The 11,696-nt window shown below is 71.7% G+C and carries 12 protein-coding genes; 6 read left to right on the forward strand and 6 right to left on the reverse strand.

Translation table 11 applies throughout. The annotated features are described in order from the left end of the window. Window positions 1–329 precede the first annotated feature (329 nt). The 4 genes from JJV70_RS06105 to JJV70_RS06120 are packed head-to-tail and all read right to left on the reverse strand — an operon-like array spanning window position 330 to window position 3,915. Window positions 330–1,052 carry an ABC transporter permease subunit gene (locus tag JJV70_RS06105; protein WP_219046697.1) on the reverse strand — a complete coding sequence of 241 codons (723 nt, stop codon included), beginning with the start codon at window positions 1,050–1,052 and terminating at the stop codon, window positions 330–332. Window positions 1,053–1,068: 16 nt separating this feature from the next. Beyond that, window positions 1,069–1,986, reverse strand: a complete 918-nt coding sequence (locus JJV70_RS06110; RefSeq protein WP_219046698.1) for an ABC transporter ATP-binding protein — start codon at window positions 1,984–1,986, stop codon at window positions 1,069–1,071. After that, on the reverse strand, window positions 1,983–2,951 hold the full coding sequence (locus JJV70_RS06115; RefSeq protein ID WP_219046699.1) for an ABC transporter permease: 969 nt from the start codon (window positions 2,949–2,951) through the stop codon (window positions 1,983–1,985). Before JJV70_RS06115 ends, JJV70_RS06110 begins: the two co-directional genes overlap by 4 nt. Then, window positions 2,941–3,915 (reverse strand): ABC transporter ATP-binding protein, encoded by a 975-nt coding sequence (locus tag JJV70_RS06120; RefSeq protein WP_308294707.1) that lies wholly within the window; start codon window positions 3,913–3,915, stop codon window positions 2,941–2,943. The genes JJV70_RS06115 and JJV70_RS06120 overlap by 11 nt, the downstream gene beginning before the upstream one ends. Before the next feature lie 346 nt (window positions 3,916–4,261). Between JJV70_RS06120 and JJV70_RS06125 the strand changes: the two genes are divergently transcribed. Both JJV70_RS06125 and JJV70_RS06130 read left to right on the forward strand, forming a co-directional pair. After that, a complete protein-coding gene (locus tag JJV70_RS06125; protein ID WP_219046701.1) occupies window positions 4,262–6,190 on the forward strand; it encodes an SDR family oxidoreductase in 1,929 nt (642 codons plus the stop codon). Window positions 6,191–6,387: 197 nt separating this feature from the next. After that, the gene (locus JJV70_RS06130; RefSeq protein ID WP_219046702.1) at window positions 6,388–7,371 is read left to right on the forward strand and encodes a magnesium and cobalt transport protein CorA; all 984 of its coding nucleotides are present in this window, start codon (window positions 6,388–6,390) and stop codon (window positions 7,369–7,371) included. A 306-nt stretch (window positions 7,372–7,677) separates the two neighbouring features. Here JJV70_RS06130 and JJV70_RS06135 read toward each other — a convergent pair whose 3' ends face one another. Beyond that, window positions 7,678–8,664, reverse strand: coding sequence for an NAD-dependent epimerase/dehydratase family protein (locus JJV70_RS06135; RefSeq protein WP_219046703.1), 987 nt, complete (start codon window positions 8,662–8,664; stop codon window positions 7,678–7,680). Window positions 8,665–8,953: 289 nt separating this feature from the next. On the opposite strand from JJV70_RS06135, the gene JJV70_RS06140 reads away from it, so the two are divergent. Both JJV70_RS06140 and JJV70_RS06145 read left to right on the forward strand, forming a co-directional pair. Beyond that, window positions 8,954–9,454, forward strand: coding sequence for an FBP domain-containing protein (locus JJV70_RS06140; protein ID WP_219046704.1), 501 nt, complete (start codon window positions 8,954–8,956; stop codon window positions 9,452–9,454). A 133-nt stretch (window positions 9,455–9,587) separates the two neighbouring features. Next, window positions 9,588–10,091 (forward strand): hypothetical protein, encoded by a 504-nt coding sequence (locus tag JJV70_RS06145; protein ID WP_219046705.1) that lies wholly within the window; start codon window positions 9,588–9,590, stop codon window positions 10,089–10,091. Window positions 10,092–10,111: 20 nt separating this feature from the next. On the opposite strand, the gene JJV70_RS06150 is transcribed toward JJV70_RS06145, so the two are convergent. Beyond that, entirely contained in the window at window positions 10,112–10,534 is a 423-nt protein-coding gene (locus JJV70_RS06150; RefSeq protein WP_219046706.1) for a hypothetical protein, read from the reverse strand. A gap of 84 nt (window positions 10,535–10,618) precedes the next feature. Here JJV70_RS06150 and JJV70_RS06155 point away from each other — a divergent pair, with 84 nt between their 5' ends. Continuing rightward, window positions 10,619–11,452, forward strand: coding sequence for a helix-turn-helix transcriptional regulator (locus tag JJV70_RS06155; protein WP_219046707.1), 834 nt, complete (start codon window positions 10,619–10,621; stop codon window positions 11,450–11,452). Beyond that, complete coding sequence (locus JJV70_RS06160) at window positions 11,449–11,691, forward strand: DUF397 domain-containing protein (protein WP_219046708.1); 243 nt, start codon at window positions 11,449–11,451, stop codon at window positions 11,689–11,691. Before JJV70_RS06155 ends, JJV70_RS06160 begins: the two co-directional genes overlap by 4 nt. Window positions 11,692–11,696 lie beyond the last annotated feature (5 nt).

Below are 11,696 nucleotides of genomic sequence, written 5' to 3' on the forward strand. Positions count from 1 at the left end.
GGTCAGGGCGGCGGCGGCCGGGGCGGCGGTCAGGGCGGCGGCGGCCGGGGCGGCGGTCAGGGCGAGCGCGGCGGCCAGCGCGGCCCCCGTGACCGCTCGGGCGCCCGGGTGCGGGGGACGCGGTTCGGTGGACGTGGGCAGAGTGGTCATCGGCGTACTTCCCAACGCTGGTCGAGCACGTACGCCGCGTATAACGCCGCACGTGCTCGACGCGTCACGGAAGGTACACCCAACGGAGCTGACGCCGATTCAGGGCACAGCTCTCCGGGCTTCAGCCCTACCGAGCGTCACTGTTTCACGTGAAACACCGGCCGGACAGGTGCCGGTGCTCACTGCTCACCGGTCATGGCCATCATCTTCAGCCGCTGGCCCGCGTACCAGGTACCCGCCACGGTCACCACGGTCAGCAGCACGGCCGCAGGCGTCAGGCCCACCTCGGAGACGACGTCCACACCGCTGCCCGCCACCCGCTCGGCCACCGCCACCCCCCACTGCTGGACGCTGAGCGTGCGGGCCCCGGCGATGAAGTTGCCCACCAGCGCCTCCCACAGCAGCGCGTACACCAGCCCGAAGATGACGGCGTGCCGGGTGACCGTGCCCAGCAGCAGGAACAGCGCGCTGTAGGCGATGGAGGCGACGACGGCCGCGATAGCGAAGGCGATCGCGATCTGCTGGCTGCCGCCCACCAGGATGAACCCGGCCACCAGGATCGGCAGCGCGGAGAAAACCATCGTGACCGCGACGGCTACCACCAGCTTGGTCACGATGATGGTGGGCCGCTTCACCGGCTTGGACAGCAGGTAGACGATCGAGCCGTCGTCGATCTCCGGTCCGATCGCGCCCGTCCCGGCGATGACGCCGATGAGCGGCACCATGGTGGCCAGCGCGAAGCCGCTGAGCAGGTTGACGGCCACCGCGTCGTCGGCAGCGCCCAGCAGTCGCACGGCGATCGCGATGACCAGCAGCAGCGCGGGCAGCGCCGAGAGCATCAGCGCCCGGCGGCGGCCCAGGAGCGCCCGGTAGGTGAGCCGGGCGACGGTGGGGTCGTACATAGCGCGGGCTCCTTGGTCAGGCCGAGACGAGGTAGGAGAAGACGGACTCCAGGGACTCGTCCGAGGGCGAGACGGTCAGGAGCCGGATGTTGTGCTCGCGGGCGACGCGCGGCAGTTCGTGGGTGAAGCGCGCGAAATCGATGGCCTGGATACGCAAGGCGCGTTCGGTCCAGTCCAGTTCGATCGCCGCGGTGGAAGCGTCCGCGATGAGCGCGGCGGCCAGTGCCCGGTCGTTGCTGGAGCGGACCAGGTAGCGGTGCGGGCGGTCCGTCATCAGGCGGCGGATGCGCCGGAAGTCGCCGCTGGCCGCGTGCCGTCCGGCGACGATGACCTCGATGTGCGCGGCGAGCTGCTCGACCTCCTCCAGGATGTGCGAGGAGAACAGCACCGTGCGGCCGTCCGCGCCCATGCGGCGCAGCAGCTCCATCAGCTGCATGCGCTGGCGCGGGTCCATGCCGTTGAACGGCTCGTCCAGCAGCAGCACCGACGGCTCGTGGACCAGGGCGGAGGCCATCTTCACGCGCTGCCGCATGCCCTTGCTGTAGGTATCGACGCGCCGGTCTTGGGCGTACTCCATGTCCACCGTGGCCAGGGCCCGCTGAGCGGCGGCGCCGGGGTCGGGCAGGCCGTGCAGTTCCGCGTTGGCGACGACGAACTCGCGGCCGGTGAGGAAGTCGTACATCGCCTCGCGTTCCGGCACGATGCCGATGTCGCGGTACACCTGCTCGTTGCGCCACACCTGCGCCCCGTCGAGGGTGACGGTGCCCACCGAGGGCGGCAGGAAGCCGCCCATCATGGCGATCAGGGTGGACTTCCCGGCCCCGTTCGGGCCGAGCAGGCCGGTGACGCCGGGTCCCACGTTCATGGTCACGTCATTGACTGCGACGACGTTCCCGTACCAGCGCGAGACGTGGGAGATGCTGATCGTGCTCACAGTCCGGCCTTCCGGTAGCGGGCCATCAGGGCGGCGTAGGAGCCCGCCACGAGACCGAGGATGACGAGGAGGTAGACGAGACCGGTTCCGGCACCGGGGGTGACGCTCCCGGGGAAGGTGGAGGGACCGTCCAGGAACGCGGTGGCGAAGCCCGAGACGAGGCTGGTGGGCGAGGCGAGCCCCAGCCAGCTGACCGCGTCGGCCGCACCCTGCTCGTAGGCGATGGTCTGCACGGTGGTGACCGCGAAGTAGGAGATGGTCAGCACGGCGATGATCGCGGCGACGCCGAACCCACGGCGCGGGGTGAGCGCGGCGATGAGGAGGCCGATGCCCGCGTACAGCAGGGACAGCACGGCGACGGAGACCAGGCCGAGGAGGAAGCCGCTGGTCTGCTCGGCGAAGTCCAGTTCGGCCAGCAGCGCGCCGGCGTAGAGCACCAGCAGCGGCAGCGCGGTGAAGATGAACAGCGCGGACGCCATGCCCGCGTACTTCGCCAGCACGTAGTCAACGCGCTCGACGGGGCGGGAGAAGTACAGCGGGACGGTACCGAAGCGCAGGTCGCGGGAGACCGACTGCGGCGCCATGGCCGCCAGGTACAGGCCGATGACGGGCGCCAGGAACGAGGCGTACTCGCGGTATTCCATCGGGAGCTGCTGGGTGATCTCGGAGGTAGCCACGGCGACGGCGACCACGATCAGCGCGGGCAGGCACATGATCGCGGTGAGGATCATCGGCATGACCTTGGACTTCGCGGACCGGCCGAGCCCGTAACCGCCGCGCAGCGACTGCGCGAACAGCGAGCGGCGGGCGTAGCCGCGGCCGAGCCGCTGGCCGTCGTAGCCGCGGTAGCCGATGTTGTGGATGCTGGCGTCGGGCGAGGCAGCACCCGGGACGGCGGGCTGGGCGGGTGTGACGGGCTGGGTGGGCTCGGCGGGCTGGGTGTTCTGCCGGGGCTCAGGCTGCATGGCCGGTGCCTCCCTGCTGCGGCTGGGCGGACTGGTGCTGGAAGACTTCGGCGATCTTGTGGCGGCGCTGTTCCATGCGCACCAGGCCCAGGCCGAGGTCGGCGATCGCGTCGCGGACGAGGTCGTACGTGGCCTCCTCAGCGACGTCTACCAGCAGCAGGTGCCCGGCGCCGGGCAGGCCGCCCTCGGCTCCGGCGAACTCGGCGGTCAGTCCGGCCGCCTGGAGCCGTTCGCGCAGGGCGGCGCCTCCCTGCGGGTGGGCGTCGGTGTCGGTGACCTCCACCGCCAGGGAGGCGGTGACCTGGGTGAAGTCGGCGGTCGAGGAGGAGCGCAGCAGCCGGCCGCCGTCGATGATGACGACGTGGTCACAGGTGCGCTCCAGCTCTCCGAGCAGGTGCGAGGTGACCAGGACCGAGATGCCGAAGTCGGTGTGCACGCGGCGGATGAGGCCCAGCATCTCGTCCCGGCCCACCGGGTCGAGCCCGTTGGTGGGTTCGTCGAGGAAGACCAGTCGCGGGTCGTGCACGAGGGCCTGCGCCAGTTTGACGCGCTGCTTCATGCCCGTCGAGTAGCCGCCCATCGGACGGTAGCGCTCCTCGTAGAGCCCGACGTGCCGCAGCGTGTCGGCGGTACGCTCCCGCGCGGCGGTGGGCGGCAGCCCGGACATGCGCGCCATGTGAACGACGAACTCCGTGGCGGAGACGTCGGGTGGCAGGCAGTCGTGCTCGGGCATGTAGCCGACGCGCTCCCTGATGGCCAGGCCCTCGGTGCGCACGTCGAGCCCGAGCACGCGGGCATGGCCCTCGGTGGCGGGGGCGAGTCCGAGCAGGATCTTGATCAGGGTGGATTTGCCGGCGCCGTTGGCACCCACCAGGCCGGTCACGCCCGGTGCGATGTCCACGGTCAGCCGGTCGAGCGCGGTCACCCGGGGATACCGCTTGCTGAGGCCATCGGCCGCGATCACTGTCACCTCGCTGACGCTAGTGGGACCCGGGGGCCGCCCGCGTCCTCCCGAGCGGCTGCTCCCGCTACGCCTCAGGTCGGACATGCCCGTAGGGGACGGCGACCTCCGAGGGTGTTACCTTCGGTATCCACAGGCCGGTAGACCGCCTTGACGCTGCCACGGACCGTTGCCACATTGATCTCAGTCAGCGCGGGCGGGCCGAGGAGTCCAGCACGGTCACCTCCCGGCACCGGGCACGACCCCGCGCAGGCGGCCAGCACAGCAACGGGCTCTGCACGGCAGCGGCTCGGCACAGCCGTGGGGTCGGCACAGTGCTGGGGGTCGGCACAGACGGGAGGAGAGCGGCATGGCGAGCGAGGGGCCTACGGGGGCCGTGGGGCACCCGGGGAGTTCGGGTGAAGGGGGCCGCCGGGAAGACGGCCAGGCCGGGAGGCGGGAGACGGCGGGGCGGGAGACGGCACAGCAGGAGACGGCGCAGCAGGAGGCCGCTGAGGGCCGCGAGCGCTGGGTGAGCACGGCGGAGGGCGTGCGCCTGTGCGTCGTCGAGTACGGCGATCCACGGCGGCCCACGCTGGTGCTGCTGCACGGCTACCCGGATTCCAAGGAGGTGTGGTCCCGCGTCGCCGAGCGGCTGCGCGACCGCTTCCACGTGGTGCTGTACGACGTGCGCGGATGCGGCCAGTCCAGCGCGCCGAGCCCCCTGCGCGGCGGGTTCACCCTGGCGAAGCTGACGGATGACTTCCTCGCCGTGGCCGACGCCGTGAGCCCCGGCCGCCCCGTGCACCTCGTGGGGCACGACTGGGGCTCGGTGCAGGGCTGGGAGTTCGCCACCGTGCGCCGCGCCGAGGGCCGCATCGCCACGTTTACCTCCATCAGCGGACCGTCGCTGGACCACTTCGGCCACTGGATCAAGCGCCGCGCGACCCGGCCGACCCCGCGCCGGGCCGCGCAACTCCTGCGCCAGGGCGCCAAGTCCTGGTACGTGTACGCACTACAGACGCCCGCCCTGCCCGAACTGCTGTGGAAAGGCCCCCTGGGCCAGCGCTGGCCCGCGCTGATGCGCCGCCTGGAACACACACCGGACGACGGCTACCCCACCGCGTCCCTGCCCACCGACGCCGCCCACGGCGCCTGGCTCTACCGGGACAACGTGCGGTCCCGCGTGCGTCGTCCCCGCGCGGACGCCTACGCCCACGTACCCGTGCAGCTCATCACCCCCACGGGTGACGCGTTCCTCTCCCCCCACCTGTACGACGAGCTGGAGCAGTGGGTACCGGAGCTGACGCGCCGTACGCTCCCCGCCAAGCACTGGGTACCCCGCACCCGCCCGGACCAGCTGGCCGAGTGGATCGGCTCGTTCGTCACCGCGCACGGGGACCGCGAGGACCACGAGGGCACAGCCCTCACCCCGGACCCGGCCGGGCGCCCACCCCTGGCGCGGGGCGCGCACGCGGACCGCTTCGGCGGGCAACTCGTCCTGGTGACGGGCGCGGCCAGCGGCATCGGCCGGGCAACGGCGCTGCGGTTCGCCGAGGCCGGGGCCCGCGTCATCGCGGTGGACCAGGACGGCGAGGGCGCGGCGGCCACCGCGAAGACGGCCGGGCTGCGTGGCGCCCCGCAGTCCTGGGCGGAGACGGTCGATGTGGCGGACGAGCAGGCCATGGCACAGCTCGCCGCGAAGGTCGCCGCCGAGTACGGGGTGGTGGACGTGCTGGTGAACAACGCGGGTATCGGCCTGGCCGGTGCCTTCCTCGACACCACCCCCGAGGACTGGCGGCGCGTGCTCGACGTCAACCTGTGGGGCGTCATCCACGGCTGCCGCCTCTTCGGCCGCCAGATGGCCGAGCGAGGGCAGGGCGGCCACATCGTCAACACCGCTTCCGCCGCCGCCTACTCGCCCTCCAGCGCGCTCCCCGCGTACAGCACCTCCAAGGCGGCCGTGCTGATGCTGAGCCAGTCACTGCGCGGGGAGCTGGCCGCGCGCGGCATCGGTGTCACCGCTATCTGCCCCGGCTTCGTCGCCACCAACATCACCGCCACATCCCGCTTTGTCGGGGTGGACGCGGCGGAGGAACAGCGCCGCCGCGCCAGCACCACCCGGTGGTACCAGCGGCGCAACTACCCGCCGGAGAAGGTGGCCGACGCGGTGCTGGACGCCGTCGTCCGCAACCGCGCCGTCGTCCCGGTGACGCCCGAGGCCCGCATCCTGCACACCCTCTCCCGCCTCACCCCCAGCCTCCTGCGCGCCGGCGCCCGCGTCACCCCCCGCCGGTAACCCCGCCTACCCCGCTGCGGCGCCCTCACGACGCGTCGGTCCGCGGCGTCCGGGGCGCCTTCTCGTCGGTCATGCCGTCGCACTAGTTCACAAAGAGCCCTCTGCAAATATTCTTTGCAAAGAAGCTTGGGCGACTATCTCCACTGCTGGAGGGAAGATGAGCCTCAGCACGCAGGCCGCCGACCAGGAAGGACGTCATGGAGGGCTACCTCTCGCTCCCCGACGCGGCCGAAGGCGCCCCCGCCCTGACCCGCGTCCCCGCGGACAAGGCACTCGCCTACGCGCGCGACCTGCCCGAGGGCGGCCTGGCCTGGATTCACCTGGACGAACCCTCCGCCGACAACCTCATGCCGGTCGCCGAGGCGCTGGACCTGCCGCCGCTCGCCGTCGAGGACGCCCTGCACGCGCACCAGCGGGCCAAGCGCGAGCGGTACGGGGAGCTGGTGTTCTTCGTGCTGCGCACCCTGCGCTACACCGAGGAGACCAGCGCCATCGATACCGGTGAGCTGATGCTGTTCTGCCACCCGCGCTGGCTCATCACCGTGCAGTACGGCCCGAGCAGCGCGCCGCAGACCGCGTGCGCGCACGTCGAGCGCAACCCCGAGCTGCTGCGGCACGGCGCGTACGGCCTGCTGTACGCGCTGGCGGACGCGGTGGTGGACACCTACGGGACGGTCGTGCACCAGGTCAGCGAGGACATCGAGGAACTGGAGCTGGCCGTGTTCACCCCGGAGCGGGTGGACCTCACCCAGCAGATCTATTCGCTCAAGCGCGAGGTGCTGGAGTTCCGGGGGGCGATCCGGCCGCTGGTGCCGGTGGCGCAGGAGTTGGTGTCGCCCGTCCAGCACCGCTACCCGGAGGAGCTGGCGCCGTACTTCCGCGACGTCGCCGACCATGTGCTGCGCGTCGCCGCCGAGGTGGCCTCGTGCGACGAGCTGACGGACTCGATGCTGGACGCGCACAGCACCCAGGCCGGGATCTGGCAGAACGAGGACATGCGCAAGATCTCCTCCTGGGCCGCGATCATCGCCGCGCCGACGATGATCGCCGGGGTCTACGGCATGAACTTCACGCACATGCCGGAGCTGAACACGGCCTGGGGCTACCCGGCCGCGATCGCGCTCATGGTCCTCACGAGCCTGCTGCTGTACCGCGCGTTCCGCCGCAACGGCTGGCTGTGAGGCGGGGCGCGGCGCACGCGTCCGCGTCACCTCAAGCCACCCTCGTTCGCCCGCCGTTCATACGGGCGGTCACGCGTACTTGCCGGGGCGGGCGGCCGTCGTTACCGTTCAGTACAGTGCCCTGAGCAGCCGCTTATCCCACGGCGGCACCCCGGCGCGAAGCCGTCGCCTGACCGCACCGGAGCATCCACCCGCTGACGTGTCCCGTACCGGCTGGCGGCACGTCACCATGATCCGGTCCGCCCGCCCACCTGGCCGGGGCGGGCGGACCACCCGTGCCGCCGCACCCCTCGCGTGCGGCGGCGCTCAGCCGAGGGCGGCCAGCAACTCCCGTTCCCGGGCGGCGCTGAGCCCGGCCCGCCGCGCGCGCTGCAAGCCCTGGGCGCGCTCCCAGTCCAGCGTGTCGGAGACCAGCTCCGCGCGCGAACGGTGCCGCATCCCCGCCGCCCGCGCGGCGGCACCCCGGCGCGCCATGAACCCTTCCCACCCCCTCTCGTCCAGCCACAGGGCCAGTGACTCCTCCCCCATGAACGGCGCCACCCCCTGCCCGCGCAACCACGCCGACCCGACGGCGACGACCGGCCCAGTGTGCCCGCCCACCCACCGGGACAGCTCCACCCACTCACCGAACGGGAGGACCGGCCCCACCGCGTCGTACGCCCCGACGATCCCGTCCCGCGCGGTATCGAGCAGCCAGCCGGTGAGGTCGCGCACGTCCACGACCTGCGTCGGCAGCTCCGGCGTGTCCGGTGCCAGCATCGGCGCGTGCGGCTCGCGGGCGGCACGCGCCACCCAGGCGCCGGTGCGGTCGCTGGTGTCGCCAGGGCCGCCGATGAGCCCGGCCCGGGCGATGAGCAGACGGTCCCCGACAACGGCCGCCGAAGCCTGCTCGCAGGCGACCTTGGCCTCCCCATACAGCGAGCGGTCCACCGTGCGCAGCTCGGTCGGCGCGAGCAGCGGCGCCGACTCGTCCGCACCCAGCGTCGCGTGCTTCGCGTAGACATTGCTCGACGACACGTACACCCAGTGCCGCGCCCGTCCGCCCAGCGCCGCGAGGGCGTCCCGCACGAACCCCAACTGCCAGGACACCTCGAAGACGGCATCCCACTCCCGGTCCAGCAGCGGCGCGTACGCCGACGCGTCCGCCCGGTCGGCCGCCACCAGCCGCGCCCCCTCCGCGACGGGCCCGCTCTCGCCGCGCGCCAGGCATGTCACCCGGTGCCCGCGCTCCAGCGCCCGCCGCGCCAACTCCCGCCCCACCCACGCCGTCCCGCCCAGCACCAGTACGTCCATACCGCCAGCTCAGCACAGCCCCCGGCTCCGCGCCCCCCGGTTCGCCCCCAGCGGACCCGATACCGCCGAGGGCGAACACCCCACACGCAGCGCGCACCGCGCCGGTGCGGACGTCCGGCCCCGCGCCGGAGGGCCGCGTGCCGGTCGCCGGGCGTCGGAGGCCGCGCGCCGAGAGGCCAGGCGGCGGCCACGCGCCTGCGAACCGCGCGCAGAAGGAGGGTGTCGCCGCCGATCCCCGCACGGAAAACCACGCGACCGCGCCCCGGGGCCGCTGTTAGGTTCACGCACCATGGAACCGCTCGCCGAGGCCGCGATCCGCGCCGCGTTCGTCAACTGCTCCAAGGGCGAGGCCCGCCGCATCAACCTGCCGACGCTGCCCGACGTGCCCTGGGCCGACCTGGACTTCCTCGGCTGGCGCGACCCGGGCGCACCCGACCGCAGCTACCTCGTCGCGCCCACCAGCGAAGGCGTCATCGGCGTCACCCTGCGCGTGCCGCAGGGCGTACGGCGCCGCTTCACCCAGACGACCGTCTGCTCCGTGTGCGTCACCGGGCACCCCGGCAGCGGTGTGAGCCTGCTCGCCGCGCGCCGCGCGGGCAAGGCGGGCCGCGAGGGCAACACCGTCGGCACCTACCTGTGCGCCGACCTCGCCTGCTCGCTCTACGTCCGGGGCAAGAAGCGCTCCGACCTCGCCCCGCGTTACGAGGAGACGCTGACGCTGGAAGAACGCGTCCTGCGCCTCCGCCTGAACCTCGACACGTTCCTCGACAAGGTGCTGGCCGGCGCGTAGGGGCTGCCCAAGAAGCCACCTGCCCACAGCAGCCCACGGGCCGGAGCCACGCTCCCTCGCCAGGCTCCAGCCCGCGCGCCCGGAGCCGAGCAGCCGGGGTAGGGTCGGCTGACTCGACTTCCCGGGGGGACCCATGTTCCAGGCAGCCTCAGCGCGGGGCGCGGCCACCCTCGCCGCCGTGGCCCTGGCCGCGCTCTGCGTCTCGTGCGGCACGCCATCCGACGCCGACCAGCCGGAGACCCGCGTCCCGGCCACCACGACCGTGGACGCAGGCGCGGGCGCGGCCACCCCGCCGGAGGTTACGCCGACCACGGCCCCGGGCACCCTCGAACCCGTAGCCGTCCGCGACGCCTTCGCCGGGCTTCAGGCGACCCTGGACGACACCTGCACCCCCGGCAACTGCGCTTACTTCCTGGGCCGGGTCTACGACGAACTCATGCGCCTGGACCGGGCCATGAAAGCGGACCCGAAAGGCCCGGGCCACTTCCCCGAGCCCATCGCCCTGATCAGCGAGCTCAATGCCGAACTCGACGGCGATCGCACCTTCGAGAACCTGAAAGAACACCAAACCCTGCTGATCGGCACCCGGGACGAGATCAACACCTGGATGCAGGACCACCCCGACGACTACCGGTAACCCGGCGTCCGCGCGGCCCGTCACCCCAGGATCGGCCACATCGGGGACTGATCCCAGACGATCGTGTTCAGCCGGGCCACGTCGCAGAACTGGCGCTCCGGGGACGGCGGGTTGCGCCACGCGAGCGGCCAGGTGTCCCCGTCCAGCGCCGGGATGCCGACGAACGCCACCGAACTCCGCGTAGCGGAGCTGAACTTCTGCGCCTCACTCGGCCACCGCATCGGTGCCACGGTGCCCGGCGGCACGATGAAGTACACCCACCCCGCGCCCGCCAACTCCCGGACGATCGGCCCCGGATTGCCGCCTTCCTCCACCACGAGCTGCTGCGCCGCCCGCTCCCCACGCCGCCCGTGCACCCGGATCGCGTCGAAGTACACGCCCGCCTTGCGCAGTTGCGTGCCGATGGCCGGAATCCAGGGCAGGTTCACGATTTCACTGGTCATGGGGACGATGTTGGGCCGACTGGCGTACGCTTTCCAGTAGTCAGGCCGTCACAAAGCGCATTCGTGGTGACGAAGGGTAAGCGCATGACGTCTTCCGGCCCCAACGACGACGAGCACACCGACCCCACCCCGTTGTTGCGGGGTTTCGGCAACCAGATCCGCACCCTCCGCGAACACCGCTCCCTGTCCCGCCACGAGCTGGGCGAGCGGGCGGGGTTCTCCGGCTCCATGATCGGCGCGTTCGAACGCGGCGACCGCATCGCCGACTCGGAGGCGGCGAAACTGATCGACGTAGCACTGAACGCACACGGCGTGCTGGCAGTGATGGGGGACGAACTGGACCAGGAGAAGTATCCCCGCCGGTTCGGCCGTTTCTTCCGCCTTGAAGCTGAGGCCGTCAGCCTGTGCATCTACGACACGCACATCATCAACGGTCTGCTCCAGACAGAGAGCTACGCACTTGCCCTATTCAACACGCGGCTCCCGTATCGGGAAGCCGACGAGATCGATCGACTCCTTACAGAGCGCATCGCCCGGCAAGCGCTACTAACCCGAACCCCACCAGCGGTGCTGAGCTTCGTCATTGAGCAAGCCGCACTGAGCCACAGGTACGGGGGAAAGGAGACCACCCGAGAGCAGCTGCTCCACCTTCTGGAGCTCGGCAAGCTGCCCAACGTCACCATCCAGGTGATGCCCATGGACTGTGAGGAGCCCGTAGGAGCGGCTGGCCCGCTGACGCTCGTGGAGACGCCCAAGCATCGCATGTTCGGTTACACCGAAGTCCAGGAGCGGGGCGACCTCATCTCTGACCACGACGAAGTCAGCACGCTCACGCACCGCTATGGAATCATCCGAGGACACGCGCTGCGGCCCGCAGCGTCCGCGCGCCTGATCCGAGACCTGGCGGAGGAGCTTTGAGCAGCGAGCTGATCTGGTTCAAGTCCAGCTACAGCGACGGAGGTGGCGGCCAGTGCGTGGAAGTCGCCCTCGACTGGCGCAAGTCCAGCCACAGTGGTGGAGGCGGTGGCGAATGCGTCGAGGTGGCGACCTGCCCCCACACCATCCACGTGCGCGACAGCAAGCGTGTGGACGGCCCCACCCTCGCCCTGTCACCGCACACCTGGACGGCGTTCCTCGCCCACGCGACCCAGGCGTAACACCC

Source organism: Streptomyces sp. JJ66, from assembly GCF_019303495.1.
Classification (GTDB): domain Bacteria; phylum Actinomycetota; class Actinomycetes; order Streptomycetales; family Streptomycetaceae; genus Streptomyces.